The organism is Prevotellamassilia timonensis (assembly GCF_021531665.1).
In the GTDB taxonomy this organism is placed as follows: domain Bacteria; phylum Bacteroidota; class Bacteroidia; order Bacteroidales; family Bacteroidaceae; genus Alloprevotella.
In genome coordinates this window covers 83,720-100,359 of record NZ_JADYUH010000004.1, presented here as the reverse complement: position 1 = coordinate 100,359, position 16,640 = coordinate 83,720, and the positions used below count along the sequence as shown (strand labels likewise).

12 protein-coding genes are annotated in these 16,640 nt (G+C 53.1%); 5 read left to right on the top strand and 7 right to left on the bottom strand.

Going from position 1 to position 16,640, the window contains the following annotated elements; all coding sequences use genetic code 11:
- The coding region (locus tag I6E40_RS02185) for a hypothetical protein (RefSeq protein ID WP_235385212.1) at positions 1–373 on the bottom strand (373 nt) is incomplete at its 3' end.
- 618 nt (positions 374–991) lie between these two features.
- Here I6E40_RS02185 and I6E40_RS02180 point away from each other — a divergent pair.
- Positions 992–1,267: a hypothetical protein gene (locus I6E40_RS02180; RefSeq protein ID WP_235385211.1), complete on the top strand. Its 276-nt coding sequence runs from the start codon at positions 992–994 to the stop codon at positions 1,265–1,267.
- 835 nt (positions 1,268–2,102) lie between these two features.
- On the opposite strand, the gene I6E40_RS02175 is transcribed toward I6E40_RS02180, so the two are convergent.
- Positions 2,103–4,871: a substrate-binding domain-containing protein gene (locus I6E40_RS02175; protein WP_235385210.1), complete on the bottom strand. Its 2,769-nt coding sequence runs from the start codon at positions 4,869–4,871 to the stop codon at positions 2,103–2,105.
- 335 nt (positions 4,872–5,206) lie between these two features.
- On the opposite strand from I6E40_RS02175, the gene I6E40_RS02170 reads away from it, so the two are divergent.
- The 4 genes from I6E40_RS02170 to I6E40_RS02155 all read left to right on the top strand — a co-directional run bounded on the left by I6E40_RS02170 (position 5,207) and on the right by I6E40_RS02155 (position 11,781).
- Positions 5,207–7,540 (top strand): TonB-dependent receptor, encoded by a 2,334-nt coding sequence (locus tag I6E40_RS02170; RefSeq protein WP_235385209.1) that lies wholly within the window; start codon positions 5,207–5,209, stop codon positions 7,538–7,540.
- A 28-nt stretch (positions 7,541–7,568) separates the two neighbouring features.
- A complete protein-coding gene (locus tag I6E40_RS02165) occupies positions 7,569–9,461 on the top strand; it encodes a GH32 C-terminal domain-containing protein (protein WP_235385208.1) in 1,893 nt (630 codons plus the stop codon).
- A 263-nt stretch (positions 9,462–9,724) separates the two neighbouring features.
- Positions 9,725–10,879, top strand: coding sequence for an MFS transporter (locus I6E40_RS02160; protein ID WP_235385207.1), 1,155 nt, complete (start codon positions 9,725–9,727; stop codon positions 10,877–10,879).
- Between the two features lie 17 nt (positions 10,880–10,896).
- Positions 10,897–11,781, top strand: coding sequence for a carbohydrate kinase family protein (locus tag I6E40_RS02155; RefSeq protein WP_235385206.1), 885 nt, complete (start codon positions 10,897–10,899; stop codon positions 11,779–11,781).
- A 191-nt stretch (positions 11,782–11,972) separates the two neighbouring features.
- On the opposite strand, the gene I6E40_RS02150 is transcribed toward I6E40_RS02155, so the two are convergent.
- The 5 genes from I6E40_RS02150 to I6E40_RS02130 form a co-directional block, all read right to left on the bottom strand.
- Positions 11,973–12,866 (bottom strand): DMT family transporter, encoded by an 894-nt coding sequence (locus tag I6E40_RS02150; protein ID WP_235385205.1) that lies wholly within the window; start codon positions 12,864–12,866, stop codon positions 11,973–11,975.
- A gap of 279 nt (positions 12,867–13,145) precedes the next feature.
- Positions 13,146–14,324 carry an FMN-binding protein gene (locus tag I6E40_RS02145; RefSeq protein ID WP_235385204.1) on the bottom strand — a complete coding sequence of 393 codons (1,179 nt, stop codon included), beginning with the start codon at positions 14,322–14,324 and terminating at the stop codon, positions 13,146–13,148.
- A gap of 421 nt (positions 14,325–14,745) precedes the next feature.
- Entirely contained in the window at positions 14,746–15,795 is a 1,050-nt protein-coding gene (gene aroB, locus I6E40_RS02140) for a 3-dehydroquinate synthase (protein ID WP_235385203.1), read from the bottom strand.
- Positions 15,796–15,851: 56 nt separating this feature from the next.
- Positions 15,852–16,271 carry an acyl-CoA thioesterase gene (locus tag I6E40_RS02135; RefSeq protein ID WP_235385202.1) on the bottom strand — a complete coding sequence of 140 codons (420 nt, stop codon included), beginning with the start codon at positions 16,269–16,271 and terminating at the stop codon, positions 15,852–15,854.
- Between the two features lie 36 nt (positions 16,272–16,307).
- Positions 16,308–16,592, bottom strand: a complete 285-nt coding sequence (locus I6E40_RS02130) for a hypothetical protein (RefSeq protein WP_235385201.1) — start codon at positions 16,590–16,592, stop codon at positions 16,308–16,310.
- Positions 16,593–16,640: the final 48 nt, after the last annotated feature.

The following is a 16,640-nucleotide window of genomic DNA, read 5'->3' as shown; positions in this document are numbered from 1 at the left end:
TGGCGTTGCAGCGCACGTCCCACTGTGCCTCAATCACTTCCTTCACCTGACTCGGGCGTACGTAGAAATCTGCTGTGCGTCCGGCTTTTTTCTTTGAAACGTCTTGCGTCTGAGGGGATTTTTGAGGCTGAGCGAGTTTTGGGGGCTGAGTGACAGCCTGTGCTGCCTGCGGTTCTTGTGTTTCTTGCGCTTCTTGTACTTTCTGCACATGCGACGCCGGAGGGGTAGCAAAGAAGTCGGGGGTCTGCCACTCGGATGCTTTTCTCATCGGGAGGGGACCCTTCGCCATCAACGCGCAGAGTTCCCCGAGATTTGCGAAGATGTCCTTGATCAGTCTCTTCGCCAAAAGGACTTTCAAATTCTTGGTTTTCATATATATTTTTTTGAGTTTGTTACGGAACTGAGTGGTTCGGAGTAGTATGTGGAAACCGTTCAAAAAGGCGTTCGGAAACCGTTCGGAAAAGGTAATACCTCACCCTGTCTTGACCGAAGTGTCAAGATGGAATCCCATTGCTTTGCAAACCTATTACAGTAGTGGGTCATACTACCCGAATCCGTTTGCAAATATACGTTCCGAAAAAGGCGAATGCAAGTTTTTTGCCCACTATTTTCTTTTGCTCATTTGTCAAGAAGTTTTAAATTACTATCATTATAACGACAAAAACCGCACAACTTGAAAAAGTAAGTAGGATTCGCGCGCAAACGCGCGTTTTCGCCTTTCCGACCTATACGGTTTTCAAGGGGTTCATACACTCTCGGCAAACCCTACACAAAGCGGGTTGAAAGTTTGATTATCAGAGTGGTTAGGTGTGTAGGATTGGGTCGGCAAATCCTACATAAAACCTTACATGATGTAGGGTTTTGCGGCGGAGCATGTAGGGTCAGTTTCGGCGGCGTGTGGAGTGTAGGGTCGGCGGGGAAGTGAGCAAATGATTGGGCGAATTTTTCACCTAACGCTTTGAGTCTTAGCGGTTTCCCATGACTCAAAAATTTGAGTCAAAAGTGTCTTTTTCTTAAGTCTTTGGTTTTTAGGGAGTTGGCGGGTTTTGCGGAGTGGGCATTAAAAAAACTTAAGAAGAGAGGAAAGGAGAGGAAGAAAGAGGAAGAGAGAGGAAAGGAGAGGAAAAGAGAGGAAAAGAGAGGAAGAGAGAGGAAAGGAGAGGAAGAGAGAGGAAAGGAGAGGAAGAAAGAGGAAAGGAGTGGAAGAGACAGAGGGCGAAGGACGAAAAGACGAAAGGTCGTCTTTTTGAAACATGAATGTTCATGAATTGTTCACGAATTGACCATGAATTGATTGTTTGAACACGAATTGTTCACGATTTGTTCAGAATTAATGAGACAATTATTGGGCATTAATGGAGAAACATTTCTTGCTGGGAGCGCACCTAAGAAAAACTAGGAGCGCACCTAAGAAAAACTAGGAGCGCACCTAAGAAAAACTGGGAGCGCACCTAAGAAAAACTAGGAGCGCACCCGGTTAAAATTTGCCTTCCTCAAATTTTATTTTGCCTTCCTCAAATTTTTCTTTCCCTTCCCCAAATTTTTCTTTGCCTTCCTCAAATTTTTCTTTCCCTTCCTCAAATTTTTCTTTCCCTTCCCCTAGTTTTTCTTAGCCTTCCCCTAGTTTTTCTTTCCCTTCCTCAAATTTTAATTTCCCTTCCTCAAATTTTAATTTCCCTTCCTCAAATTTTAATTTCCCTTCCTCAAATTTCACTTTTCCTTCCTCTCTTTCACTCTTCCTCTCTTTGTCTCTTCCTCTCTTAGTCTCTTTGACTCTTCCTCTCTTTGTCTCTTAGTCTCTTAGTCTCTTTGACTCTTAGTTCCCATGTAGGGTTCCATGTAGGGTTTGTGTAGGAATTTCGCTGCAAACCCTACACAGTGCAACGTGCGGAGAATCAGAGAGATACAAAGGGGATGTAGGGTTTTGTGTAGGGTTTGCAGGATTTTTATTTCCCTATAATATACGTATAGTGGAGTGTTCAGAGGACAATAAAAACCGGTCATCATCTTAACCCAAGTTTGACATTCATGGATATACAGAGAGTTAATCCCACAAATAGTCCAAAGAAAGTTGAAAGAATTATGATGGTATCAAACTTGGGTTAGGATTTTCCAGGAACTGTTTCGGACGGCGTTTGACCGTATTCCGCGCGGTAGCATTTGCTGAAATAAGAGGGAGAGGAAAAACCTGTGGCATAAGCCACCTCAGCCGGTGTTTTACCACGAAGGAGCATCTCGCGGGCTTGGTTCAGTCGGGCTTTTTTCATGATTTCCAAGGGAGAAAGTCCGGTGAGTTCCTTCACCTTTCGATAGAGTTGCGTACGACTGTATGCCATGTCGTTAGCCATTTGCTCCACTCCGTATTCCGTGTCGGCAAGATGCTGCTCCATGCATCGGCGCAGTTGGGTGGCAAAGTCTTTGTCGGTGTCGGGCACTGCCAACTGCGGCGGCAGTCCCGTGCCTCGAGACAGAAGTTCGCGCAGTCTGCGTCGGTTCTCGCAAATGTTCAGCAGGCGGGCTCGCAGCACCGCACAGCTGAAAGGCTTGGCAATGTAGGCATCGGCACCGCCCTCATATCCTGCCACACGTTCCTCGTCAAGCGCACAAGCCGTGAGCATCACCACGGGTGTGCTGCTGAGTTCTTCATCGTTTCTGATGCTTTTCAAGCAAGTCATGCCGTCCATGACGGGCATCATCATGTCGCAGACAATCAAATCGGGGTGATGCTTGCGTGCCGCTGCAAGTCCGGCGGCTCCATCGGCAGCAGTGATGGTGCGAAAATCATTTTGCAACATACTTGTCAGATAGGAGCGTATGTCGGCATTGTCATCAATGACCAGCAGCAGCGGGCGGGAGGCAGTGTCATCGTGGATTGAGGCAGTGTCATTGTGCGAAGAAGTTTGAGGGGCAGGCATAATCTCCACCGGATTGATGTGCAGTGCGCCTTTTCCGGCAGCACTTTCCTGCCCATCGGTGGGTGCGGGCTGTTCGCAGAGTGTGACGGTGAAGGTGCTTCCTTGTCCTTCTCCGTTGCTCTCGACAGTGATGTCCCCGCCGTGCAGTTGTGCGAAGTTTTGAGCCACGGTGAGTCCGATGCCCGAACCGCCGTTACAGTCATCGGTCTGATAGAAACGGTTGAACACGCGTCCGACTTCTTGTGGTGTCATGCCTCGTCCCGAGTCGGCGACGCGCAGTGTGAGCCATCGTGTTTGTTGTTCGAGTGTGGCGGAGATTTTGACGCTGATTTTCCCACCTTCAGGTGTGAATTTAAAGGCATTGCCGAGCAGGTTGAAGAGAATACGTTCCACCTTTTCCTCGTCAAGCCAGAACTCCTCCGACGTGTTGGCGCAGCCTTCGGTGTCTATAGTTAGTTGTATGTTTTGTGAGGCTGCCATGGGTTCGAAGTTGCGTGTCCATTCCTTCACTTTCTTCACGACGGGCACCCGACTCAGGTGCATGGGCATCCGTCCTGATTCAATGCGTCGGATGTCAAGGATTTGTCCGACGAGTCTCAACATGACTGCCACGTTTCGCTGTGCCGTCTGCAGCAGTTGTTTGGTCTCCGAGTTTTCGGGTGCAGTGTTCAGCAACTGTTCAATGGGGCTGGCGATGAGGGTGAGTGGTGTGCGGAAATCGTGGGACACATTGGTGAAGAAGTTCAGTTTTGATTGCGTGGCTTCCTCCACCTGTCTTGACATGCGCACCAGTTCGTCGCGCTGTTGTTCAAGGAGTTTGTTTTGAGTTTCCAGACGATGCGTCCACTTAATCTTTTGCCAGTATGCGCGCAGTGCCATTGCAAAGAGGGCGAGCATGAGCAAGATGGCACCCATCACGACGAAGAGTAGGAGGCGTTGTGACTGAAACTCGCTCAGCGTCTGATTCAGAATGGAGGCGAGCGCATTGATGCGTTGTTCGCGCTCCGCCATTTCGCGTGCTTGGCGGCGGAAAATTCCCACGTTGTCGCTTGTCACCAGTGCGGTTGCCAGCCTCTCAGTGGTGTCGTATGGTTTTCCGTCGAGAAGACGAAGTGCGAGGTCAAGCACGTGGTCGCCTGCGGTGGGATAGAACATGGTGGCTTCCAGTTTCCCCTGTTCGACAAGGTCCAAACCCAATCCGTTTCCGTCAAGTGCATCCACCCCAATGATGCCCGGCTTCAGTCCGTGCTCTTGCATCACTTGGTGCACGGCAGCCGCCATGGGGTCGTTGTGGGCAAAGACGAAGTCAGGTTTCTCTCCTTTTTCCAGCAGTTGTCGTGTTGCCTGTGCCGCCTTGTCTGCTTTCCAGCCTCCGTCGGCGGGTGTCAGCAAGCGAAATTGCGGATGCAGTTTCATCTCCTCGGCAAATCCGCGGGTGCGTTCCGCCGCCGGTGTGCTGCCTGTCAGTCCCGTGATTTGCCAGACGACGCCGCCTTCCGGGTGTTTGGCTGCTAAACATTGGGCCGCTTCTCGTCCGACTCGGAAATTGTCGGCTCCCACATAGGCTGCAACGTGAGGCGTGTTGACTTGTCGATCCACGACAACGACCGGAATGCCGGCACGCCATGCCCGTTCCACAGCGGGGCAGACTGCGTCTGCTTCGTTCGGTGCGAGGATGATGAGGTTCACGCCTTCACTGACGAAGCTGTCGATTTGAGCCATTTGCAGTTGACTGTCGTCGTGGGCGTGTCTGAAGTGAAGTTCCACGTCGTGTCGTGTGGCTGCCACGGTTTGCATTTCGCTGTTCATTTGTTTCCGCCAGGAGTCGTCACTGCATTGTGCCACGCCAATGCGCAGTCCGGAATTCTTTTTGCGGCAGCCGGTCGTCAGCAGACAGCAGAAGCAAAGTGCCAACCAAAAAAATGAACGAAGAGGAGGAGAAATATGTGAAGACATAAGGTTAGGAGAGAGATGGGAGAGAGATAGGAGAGAAAAGAAAATGAGTGTTTTTCGCAACAAATGTAAAAAAAGTTTCGGAATAAGCACTCCCACGCTGCCGCCGAGAGGCAACAAATGTTGCATTTCCTATCAATTATGTTGCATTACAACATTCCTACATGTCTATGCAACAGAATTTTCGTATGTCGCCGCGCAACCGCTCTACTTTTGCACCGTCATCGCACCACCGGATGCTTTGCTCTTGCCGCTCCCATTCCGGCATGCAGTTCCAAATCCGCGGATGACCGTAAAATCACTCATTCTTTATACCTTACAATTTTACCTTAAATCGTATGAAAAACCGGAAACACACTCCGTTCTTGTCTCAAGGAGTATGGTCGTTCGCAGCATGTGCGCTCTTGGCGTTGCCTGCTTGTGCACAAAGTGAAAAGAACGACACGCTGCGGACAAGTGACACAGAGGAGAACAGTCGCAACGTGATGCTCAATGCTGCCAGCGCCAATGGTCCGCGCGAAATTTCCATCGGATTGCCGGGCGGCGATGTGAACGTGCTTGAGAATGGATTGCCTGTGGTCTATAACTCCAATCCGCACAACGTCAACACGCACTGGCGCGGTGACGGAAGTTTGCAACACAGCGGACTGCTCAAGATTTCAGAAACAGCCATCACCACGGGTAACATCGGCTACGCCGTGAACTCTTGGGGACAACTCGGTACGGACACCAAACGTCCTTTCAACGGCGTGGTGAACTACAACACGAACCACTTCGGCAAGCAACAATTTGACGTCAATGTCTTTGGCGCGCTGGGCAAGGGATGGTCCTACAGCGGTAGTGCTTACCAGAATTTTGACCCCGGAACTTTTAAGTTGCGTTTTGCGCAGTATCAAGACCGTACGGAGATTTATAAGTTTGCACTCACCAAGGAATATGCCAAGGGGCGTGGTCGCCTTTCTGCGATTTATCATTACAGCAACAGTCATTGGCTCTCCAACGCCACGACCGGTGCGCCTTTCATCTATGTCGGCGATGGTTCCGTGAGGGAGATTCCCGGTTTTGCTTTGGGCACGAGTTCCTATCTTCCCAACCAGTCGAACATCCTTTATATGGACATGCGCGACGGTCGCGTCAAGGAAATAAGTCTCTACGACGGCACCGCCAGCCGTGGCAATCAGATCACGTTGCTCAACACTTACCGCTGGGGAAAAGGTTGGGAGTGGAACACACGTCTGAAATATGACCACGCCCTCGGTTCCTATCTCTATCAGACTCCTATGGCGATGAGCGAGGTGGACGCCACGGCAGGCTACACGCTGCGTGAGGCTGACGGAACGCACACCCCCTACGCCGGTCATGTGCAGAGTCGCATGTCTTGTTTCAACCGCGGCTTCATCGACGAGTCTTTCCTGACCACAGAACTGCAACGCAAAAGCAAAAACATGACATGGCGCGTGGGACTGAACCAATGGCACTATGATGTGGACTATTCCTCCAGTACCACGATGTATGACCACACCGTCGAGGCGATGCCCCGCATGCTCTACGGCACGTCCAACGATAAGACACACTATTATGGCGATACGCCCTACTACAACTTCAACCAAAACGCGTCGGAGTATTACAAAGGGAAGGAGAACAAACTGGCGCTCTATGCCACTCACGATTGGGACATCACGCCGAAGTGGCACACCTACTACGGCGCCCGTTTGGAATGGCAACACGTCGAGGGTCAGAATGCCGCTGTCCGCAATGCCGACGGCAACTACGTCGGACGTTTCGCCGGCTATCATCTTGGTGCCACGGCTCCCGACGGAACCGTCATTGCGCCCACACCCTTCAAATATGATTGGTTGAACATGGCTTTCACGGCAGCGCTGACCTACAAGGTGAACAAGAACTTCGGTTTGACCGCCGACTTCACCTACAACACCCAGCGTCCCAAAATGAACGACTTCTCACCTGCCGAGATGCCGAACACAGGACGCATCAGCATTCCCTTGGGACGCGCCGGCATCTACTACAACAACAAATGGGTGAGCCTCACTTCCCTCGTTTCCTACATCGGAAAAACCAACAACAACTCCACGCTCAACCTCATCAATCCCAACGACAGCCACGATGTGAAAGCATCGGCACTGACCTACGACATTCAGACCATTGGCTGGACCACCGATGCTGTGCTCAAACCCTTCAAGGGATTCGACCTGCACCTGCTCTTCACCTATCAGATGCCCAAATACAAACGCTATGAAACCAGCGTCACCTTCAGCGATGGCACCGTCAGCAGCATCAACGCCACGGGCAACATCGTGACTGAGATTCCCAAAGTGCTGGTCGAGATTGACCCAAGTTACACCTTCCTGGGCGATGCTCTGCGCATCTGGGCTTCGTTCCGCTATTTCTCAAAGACCTACGCTAACATCAAGAACGCCTACTATTTCAACGGTCGTTGGGAAACCTTCGGCGGCGTGGAATGGAAAGCCAACAAGCACTTCACGTTGGGCGCCACCGTCATCAACTTCCTCAACCAGACCGGCGCGAAGGGAAGCATTGCCGGAGCAGAACTGGTGGACAAGGCTGATGCCGCACAGTATAACGGTGCTTGGATGGCGGGCAGTTACATCCGTCCCTTCACCGTGGAGTTCTCCGCAAAAATCACTTTCTAACCTTATAAATCCAAAAATATAAAAATCCATGAAAAACGTAATGAATCAGGTTCTCACGGGATGCCTTATGAGCGCAACCCTCGTCACCCTTGGTGCCTGCACAGGACAGGAGAAACTCATCCATCTGACGCATCAAGGCGACTCCCTTACCGTGGCACACATCGAAACCAATGCCAAATATCTCTTGCTCCCCATCGAGGAGAAGGAGGCTGAGGCTCAGGTGATGTTGGGCGATGTCCCGATGGACGTGCGCCTTGCCGTCGGCAAGATTGACTACACCGTGCCCTTTCCTCTCAGCGGGAAATCCGGTGACTCCATTGTGATTCGCGGTCTTGCAGCCAACGCTTTGGCTTGGGAGAACCTCCAGGTGGCAGACACGTTTGACATCACCAATCGCGAAATCTTCCGTCCCGTCTATCATCACACACCGGCTTACGGCTGGATGAACGATGCCAACGGATTGGTCTTCAAAGACGGAGAGTATCATCTTTATTTCCAGTATAATCCTTACGGCTCAGTGTGGGGCAACATGCACTGGGGGCACTCCGTCAGTCGCGACCTCGTGCACTGGCAGCACTTGCCCGTAGCCATTGAGCGCGACACCATGGGACACATCTTCAGTGGCTCGTGTGTGGTGGATGCCCGCAACGATGCCGGCACGGGAACCAACAACATCATCGCCTTCTACACTTCGCATCGCAACATGCAACCCGGTCATCAGCGTCAGGTGCAGTGCATGGCATACAGCAGCGACAACGGTCGCACCTTCACCAAGTATGAGGGTAACCCCATCATCACACCCTTCGACGGATTGGAGAACTTCCGCGACCCCAAGGTCTTCTGGTATGCTCCTCAGGAGAAGTGGGTCATGATTGTCAGCGCCGACAAGAACATGCGCTTCTACGAAAGCCGTAATCTCAAAGACTGGACCTACATGAGCGAGTGGGGCGAAGGCTACGGACCGCAACCCAATCAGTTCGAGTGTCCCGACTTCGTTCAGTTGCCCGTCGATGGCGACAAGCAACGCATGAAGTGGGTGATGATTGTGAACATCAATCCCGGCTTCGTCTATGGTGGAAGCGGTACCATGTATTTCGTGGGTGACTTCGACGGTCATCGCTTCACCTGCGACACCAAGCCCGACTGCGTGAAATGGTTGGATTGGGGAAAGGACCACTATGCTACGGTCTGCTTCTCCAACACCGGCGACCGCACCATCGCCGTGCCTTGGATGAGCAACTGGCAATATGCCAATCTCACGCCCAGCAAAGGACAGTATCGCTCCGCCAATGCGCTGCCGCGTGAACTGAATCTCTACACCGCTGCCGACGGTCAGTTGCTGCTCAGCGCTGCGCCGGTCAAGGAACTCAGCTCCCTGCGCGGAAAGGAAGAGAAAATCGGTGACTTCAATCTGGGAGAGAAGCGCGTGGAACACGTGGCAGACAATGGCGCGTTTGAACTCCAATTCCACATGCAGCCCGCTGCCAAAGGTCGCACCGGCGTGGAACTGAGCAACGCCGAGGGCGAGAAGACCGTCATCTACTTTGACTCTGAAAACCACCGTGTGGTGATGGACCGTGCGGAGAGCGGCATAGTGGATTTTGGCAAGGACATTGAGCCGCACCAGTTGGAAACCAGTTCCAGCCGCAGAGCCTGCGTGGATGGGTTGTTGCACTTCGTCAATGACTTTGCCCATGCCACTTGGGCTCCGGTGCCTGACCTCACCGCTGCACACGAAGTGCGCATCTTCGCAGACCGCAGTTCCATCGAACTCTTTGTGGATGGTGGACGTGTTGCCATGACGAACCTTGTTTTCCCCACCAAACCCTACGATCGTCTCCGCTTCTTCAGTGATGAAAACGCACAAGTCAAGCAGGCAGTGCTCTATCCCATGAACGCCGCTATGACGGATGCCAAATAGAACCAACACACACTTCTATATATAAGGGGTGTTCTATAAATTACGGGATAAGGAACGTTCAATCAACTCAACCTAATTCTTAGAACACCCCTTAAGCGAGGCCTGCCAGCAGTGCGCTGTCACAAAGGTTAGGTGAAACATGAAGGAAATGCGTAAAAAAGCGCACTTCGGCAGGTCTCGCTTTCTTTCTCATTGGGGCAGGCGACTGAATGCTCCCTCCCTGTTCCTCCCTTTTCAGAATCCTCTTTCATCCTTTTTTTCTTATGTCAAGACAATCCTTTCTTCGCCTGTTGCCCGTGTTGCTCTGTTTCTTTGCCATGGGTTTTGTGGACCTCGTCGGCATTGCCACCAACTATGTGCAGCACGACCTGAATCTGACAGATTCGCAGGCAAATCTCTTCCCTTCGCTCGTTTTCTTTTGGTTTCTGCTCTTCTCCGTTCCCACGGGCATTCTCATGAATCGCATCGGACGCAAGCGCACGGTGTTGCTTTCGCTCGTGGTCACTCTTTTCTCTCTTGTGTTGCCGCTCTTGGGAGAGGGCTATGTGCTCATGCTCGTTTCTTTCTCTTTGCTGGGCATCGGCAACGCACTCATGCAGACATCGCTGAATCCTCTCGTGTCAGACATCGTGTCGGGTCGTCAACTCACTCCCACGCTCACCTTCGGTCAGTTCGTCAAAGCCATCGCCTCGTTTGTGGCACCGCTTTTGGCAGCATGGGGCGCCATGGGCGGACTGCCGATGCTGGGGCTTGAGTGGAGAGTCCTCTTTCTTGTCTATGGTTTGGTGGGTGTGCTGGCAGTGTTGGCACTTGCAGCGACTCCCATTGAAGAGCGGCCTGCCTCCACCACCTGCAGCGTGGGTTCCACCCTTTCCCTGCTGCGCAATCCGTTCATTCTGCTCGCTTTCTGCGGCATCATGTGTCACGTCGGCATTGACGTCGGCACCAACACCACCGCTCCTCGTCTGCTCATGCACTATGCCGGACTCAGCCTTGCCACCGCGGGATTCGCCACCAGTGTTTATTTTGTCTGCCGCACGGCGGGATGTCTTTTGGGCAGCGTACTCATGCAGCGTCTCTCACCCCGTGTCGTACTGACGGTGAGCAGTGTGATGATGCTGCTTGCCCTGGCGGGCATGATGGTGATTCGCACCGAGATGGCACTCTACGTTTGCATCGGCTTGATTGGTTTTGGCAACAGCAACGTTTTTCCCATTATCTTTGCATCAGCCCTGCAGCGTGAAGAGCAACAAGCAAATGCCGTGAGTGCACTGATGATTATGGGACTCTTTGGAGGCACGGTTCTTCCGCTTCTCATGGGCATCGCCTCTGATGCCGTGGGACAGCAGGGAGCAGTGATTGTCATGGCTGTGGCAGCCTGCTATCTTGTTGCCTTGGCAGTGAAATTGAAAAAATAATAATAAGACATACTATCATGAATAAACCAATTGTTGTAGGCATGGGCGAGGCACTTTGGGATGTGCTGCCCGATGGTAAAAAAATAGGCGGTGCGCCCGCTAACTTTGCATTCCACGCCGGACAGGCTGGCATGGATTCCCGCGTGGTGAGTGCCGTCGGAAATGATGCTTTGGGTGAAGAAGCACTTGCCACTTTAGAAGGAAAAGGACTTAACATCGAGGCTGTGGCACGTGTGGACTTTCCCACCGGTGTGGTGAACGTTTCGCTCGGAGAACAAGGCATCCCGCAGTATGACATCTGCGAGGGAGTCGCCTGGGACAACATTCCTTTCACACCGGCGTTGGCAAATCTGGCGAGTCAGGCTCAGGCTGTTTGCTGGGGCTCGCTGGCACAGCGCAACGAGGTTTCTCGTAAAACCATTTTCAGTTTCCTCGATGCCATGCCCTCAGACGAAGAACGTCTCAAGGTGTTCGACATCAACCTGCGGCAGCAGTTCTACACGCTTGAAATCATCGAAGCCTCATGTCGCCGCGCCAATGTGCTCAAGATAAATGACGAAGAATTGGTCCTCGTGAGCGAATTGCTGCGCCTCGGAGCCGGAAGTCCGGAAGTGCTGTGCCGAAGTCTGATGGAGCGTTACGGTCTCCGCATCCTGGTGCTCACGTGCGGCGCCAACGGAAGTTACGTCTTTACGCCGGTTGAAACGTCCTATCGCGTCACACCGAAAGTTCAGGTGGCTGACACGGTGGGCGCGGGCGACAGTTTCACCGCCACGCTGGTGGGCGAACTCTTGCGGAATACTCCCGTCGGCGTGGCTCACGAGCATGCAGTGGAGGTGGCTGCCTATGTTTGCACGCAGCAGGGGGCGATGGCTGAATGGCCCGATTCGCTGCGCATGTAGTTGAAATAGTTTTGCGTTTTACGTGATTTGCAGTTTGCGGGGTTGCATCTTTGTTTTGAGGTGCAGCCCCGCAATGTGTGGCAAGTCACTCCTGCGTGCTGAAAACACAAAAGCGCCCAGCCGTTTGCAGCATGAGCAAAGCGACTGGGCGAACCAAAGCGACCGATATACTTATCACTTCCTTCGGCAGTTCAGCGGTGACGAGTCAGAATGATGATGACGACAGCGGGGATGATGAGCGCAATGGCAAGTGCCACCTGCCAGGTGAAAGGCTCGGCAAAAAGAAGACAACCGATGCCCACTGCCGTCAGTGGCTCCAGTGCACCAATGACAGCGGTCATCGTGCTACCGATGCGTTTCACCGAAACAACGAGACAGAGGTTCGTGACCACGGTGCAGATGAGCGCAAGCGAGCCGAGGTCCACCCACTGTGAACCGTAAGCGGGCAAACGAAGCGCGTTTTCTCGAAGCGCGTCAAAAAGGAAAATGACCGCACCAATGGCGAGAATGTAGAAAACAAGGCGCAACGTGTCCATGTGGGCTGCACGAGAACGATTGACACGGATGAGATAGAACGCATAGCACAACGCGGAGATGAGTTCAACGGCGACGCCGTGGAGACTGCCTTCCTGTCCGCCATCCCAAGAGAGAATGCCGACGCCTGCAACTGCCATGACGATGGCAGCAATCGTGCTCACACGGCGCGCTTCGTGGTAGAAACACATCATGATGATGGCTGTCATCACGGGATACATGAAGTGGAGCGTGGTGGCTACGCCGGAGGAGAGATAGTCATAGCCATCAATGAGGAAGAGGGCGGAACCGTCGGAAAGGAAGGCGAGATAGGTCAGCGTGACGAGTTCCCCGCGAGTGATGCGGAAATCGGCGCGACGCCACAGCATGATGAAGCCTATGATGAGGGCGGCGAGTCCGAAACGGTAGAAAAGAATGGTGGAATCTGAAAGACTTTCAACACCCTCACCGGTCTTTAAAGGCAGCGTGAAGAGGGGAATGAAGCCATAGCATACGGCGGCGATAAGTCCGGCGGCGATGCCTTGAAGCACGTGTTTGTTTTGCGATGTCATGGAGATTTAAGGATAAAGAGACAAAAAGACGAAGAGACGAAGAGATGAAGAGTCAAAGAGATGAAGAGTCGAAGAGACTAAGAGACAAAGAGTCAAAGAGATGAAGAGACGAAGAGATGAAGAGACAAAGAGTCAAAGAGATGAAGAGACGAAGAGATGAAGAGATGAAGAGATGAAGAGACAAAGAGACGAAGAGATGAAGAGTCGAAGAGATGAAGAGACAAAGAGACAAAGAATCGCTTCTGTCAAAGGAGCAAGGTGGTAATGTGTCGCGTACACTCAGTTTTTCTTGAAGCGGGAGCCTTCCGCAAGGGTGAGGAGTTCGCCAAGCGGACAGAGGGCGCGGCACCAAAGGCGCGGCACAAAGCAGGAGATGAAAAGAATGACGCCGCAGAGAATCATGACGACGGGCGCGGCGACGTGGAACTGAAAGGCGGAGAAGGGTTCAAGGTCAAGAATATCAACCGCCACGCCTGCCCAGAGTCCCACCATGAGGGCGGCGAAAAGCACGAGACGAAGACGCGAGAAGAAGAGCGCCGTCTTCTGTCCCACACGTATCTTTGGAAAAGGAAGTTGGGCGAGCAAGGCTTGTGCACTGCCCAGCGGACAAATAAAGTGACAGTAGTGGTGCGGACGACCGAGGAAGGGCATGAGCAGGGCAACGAGCAAGAGTACCAACCCGGCAAGGCTGACCACGGGGTCAAGACCGTGCGCCACCCAATCGCGCAACTGCGTCAGCGACAAGAACTGTCCACACCAAAAGCCCAAGACACCGACGTTCAAAAGGCGCACGACGGTCGTCAGCCACCGCACACGGCGGAAGCGGAAGGAAACGACCACTCCCAAGAGAAGCGTGGCGAGCACGGCGGCGGTGCGAATCCAACCGAGGGCGGGAGTGCGCTGAGACGAAGCGGCGGAGGCAGCACGGGCGGAGAGTGTCAGCCGGTAGTTTTCAATGAGCGCATGAGACGTATAGGTCGCTCCGCTGACGGCATCGGGTTGCACGGCGGTCGCTTCTGCGAGCGTTTTCCCTTGGAAGGCGGGAGCAATGCCGCTGAAAGCAGTTTTTAGGAAGTCCGGTGTTTCTTCGTTTTCGCCCACTGTGGAGGCAACGATGCGTAGGTCGGAATCCACGCGAATGAAGAGCGGCGTTGGTCCGGCGAAGCCTTCGGTGTTGGGGGCGTAGGGCGCAGAAGCGAAGACATAGCCCGCAACTTCGCCCTCGGCATCAAAAACTTCCCACGCCGCACTGTCCGTCTTCTCCAAGCGGAAGTCGTCCGCCGTGAGCGACAAGCGGGCGAGCACATCGGCAGGCGGCAAAGAATCTGCCGGCGTCGGGGAGTCGGCAGAAGATTGCAAGGGACGCCCCAACAGACTGCCCGACCATGCGGCAGCAGCGCAGAGCATCAGAAAAACAAGTGCCAAAGAGAGCAGACGGGAGGCGAAATGGGACGGCATGGACAGAGGTTATGCTTCAAGGGGTGTTCTATAAATTAGGTTGAGTTGATTTTTGATTTCTTAGAGATGAACTTTTGTCAGTTGAGGAGGGAGCATAGCGGGCTATGTGCCTGACGAAACTTACAAAAGGGCGCGCTAAGAAGCGAAAAGCGACCAAAACGTAAGCACTTTCTTTTGAACGTTCCTTATCCCGTAATTTATAGAACACCCCTCAAATATTTCTTTGATTTATTATCATAAGCAGACGGCGGTGTGTCATAATAGCCAATCTGCTTCGTTGCTATCGGTTTCGGGCTTGGTCATGTACTTCAGTACACTCCCTGCACCCTCATCCTCAGCGCCTTGCATCTTAGCCATTCTGACGCACCTTCGAGGGTGAAGCCAAAATGTGCATTTTGACACATCCTGCCGTTTGACCGGTTTAACCTTCTCTCAAGAAGTCAAAACTTTCAAAGACGAGGGATTGGGGAACGAGACTGTCAAGGCGCAGAGTTCCGATGTCGGAGAGGAGGGTGAAGCGGATGTCGTTGCCGACGTTTTTCTTGTCGTGGAGCATGAGCGCATAGAGGCGGTCGTAGTCCTTGCAGGTGATGTCGGGCACACCGTAGGTTTCGCGGATGAAACCGACGGTTTGGCGCATGACCTCCTCGGGGAAGCCTGCCTCGGCACAACTCATGAAGAGTTCGCAGACAATGCCCCAAGCCACGGCAAAACCGTGCAACACGGGTTTCTCTTTTTCCAATGCGAGACTTTCGAGAGCGTGACCGGCGGTGTGACCGAGGTTGAGAGCCTTGCGGATGCCTTTCTCACAAGGGTCTTCCGTCACGATGCGCGTCTTGACTTCAATGCTGAGACGCACCAGTTCCTGAAGTGTGGCAAGGTCGGGATTTCCAAGATTAAACTTCAAGTGGGCAGACCACACTTCTCGGTTTTCGAGCAGCGAGTGTTTCAACATCTCTGCATAGCCCGAGCGAAGATTACCGCTGTCCAAGGTGCGGAGGAAAGCCGTGCTCACCACGACAGCATCGGCTTCGCGGAACGCTCCTATTTCATTTTTGAGACCGTTGAAATTGATGCCGGTCTTTCCGCCCACGGCAGCATCGACCATGCCGAGCAGGGTGGTCGGTACGTTGATGAAGCGAATCCCGCGTTTGAAGGTCGCAGCGGCAAATCCTCCAAGGTCCGTCACCATGCCGCCGCCGAGGTTCACGAGCAGCGAGTGGCGTGTGGCACGTCCGTCGCAGAGGGCGGACCAGACGCTGGTGAGGCTGCCCAAATGCTTGTGGACGTCACCCGCTTCGATGGTGATGCAGGGTGCGTCGTGCAAGGCGGCGCACTCTTTCAGCAGGGGCAGGCAAAGAGCGTGGGTAGTCGTGTCGGTGAGCACGAAGACGCGGTCGGGGTTGAGTTTGCCGAGCAGAGAGTCCAACTCGGCGGCAGGGGAAGGGGTGAAGCGAATCTGTTGCGACATGGTGTGAAAAGTCTAATGTTAGGAGAGAATGTGTCTGAAAATCCGGCAAACGTGAGTCACTGCATCTCAAAAGCCTCAATGGCTTGGCGATAGGCTTGCGGGAGGTCGGCAGATTGTTGTGTTTTGAGATTGAAGCAGACCATGACGGTGGTACAGGTGCAGACAATCTCGTCGCGTTTGGTGTTGATGGCTCTTTGCTCGAGCGTGAAACTCTTGTTGCCGACGTGGGAGACGCGAGTTTCGATTTCTATGGGGTCGCCGTAGAAGACGGGAGCGATGAAGTCGGCGCTGATGTGTGCAATGACGGGAACCACTTCCGAGGAACGATAGTCCACCTTGAGAACGGTGGTCAGATAGTCCTGCTTCCCGAGGTCATAGTAGGCAAAATAGGCGTTGTTATTGACGTGACCGTAACTGTCCACGTCGTTGAAACGAATCTGTACGGGCAGACGGTGGTGAAAACTTTCTTTCTCCATGAGTATTTATAATAATTTATTGTCCTCTCAATGTATTCACTCCGCCCCTCCGGGCAGGAGTAGATGGCGGGCGAGTCGCTCGATGCGTTGCCGGTCGGGGACGTAGTTCAGCGTCATGTCGTCGAGGTGGCAGAGGTCGCGGAGCGCGAAGAGGTTGTGTTCCTCGTCCGTTGTTCCGCCTTCGACGGTGATGAAGAGCAGGTTGTGGGCATCAGCGATGCGGACGGCTTCGCAGACATAGTCCGGACTGTCTTCGCAGAGGCGAAGACGTTCGGCAACGTGTCGCTCCAAAGCGTTCGCGAAGTCGGAAAGGAGATCCATGAGGCGAGAGTGAAAAGGCGGGTGTGCGGGAGAAAGCCCTGCACACCC

Bases quoted from the DNA above. Each gene is read 5' to 3' on its own strand.
- I6E40_RS02145 (WP_235385204.1), bottom strand. From the start codon at position 14,324: ATGCCGTCCCATTTCGCCTCCCGTCTGCTCTCTTTGGCACTTGTTTTT.
- I6E40_RS02150 (WP_235385205.1), bottom strand. From the start codon at position 12,866: ATGACATCGCAAAACAAACACGTGCTTCAAGGCATCGCCGCCGGACTT.
- I6E40_RS02155 (WP_235385206.1), top strand. From the start codon at position 10,897: ATGAATAAACCAATTGTTGTAGGCATGGGCGAGGCACTTTGGGATGTG.
- I6E40_RS02170 (WP_235385209.1), top strand. From the start codon at position 5,207: ATGAAAAACCGGAAACACACTCCGTTCTTGTCTCAAGGAGTATGGTCG.
- I6E40_RS02165 (WP_235385208.1), top strand. From the start codon at position 7,569: ATGAAAAACGTAATGAATCAGGTTCTCACGGGATGCCTTATGAGCGCA.
- I6E40_RS02175 (WP_235385210.1), bottom strand. From the start codon at position 4,871: ATGTCTTCACATATTTCTCCTCCTCTTCGTTCATTTTTTTGGTTGGCA.
- I6E40_RS02160 (WP_235385207.1), top strand. From the start codon at position 9,725: ATGTCAAGACAATCCTTTCTTCGCCTGTTGCCCGTGTTGCTCTGTTTC.
- I6E40_RS02135 (WP_235385202.1), bottom strand. From the start codon at position 16,271: ATGGAGAAAGAAAGTTTTCACCACCGTCTGCCCGTACAGATTCGTTTC.
- aroB (WP_235385203.1), bottom strand. From the start codon at position 15,795: ATGTCGCAACAGATTCGCTTCACCCCTTCCCCTGCCGCCGAGTTGGAC.
- I6E40_RS02130 (WP_235385201.1), bottom strand. From the start codon at position 16,592: ATGGATCTCCTTTCCGACTTCGCGAACGCTTTGGAGCGACACGTTGCC.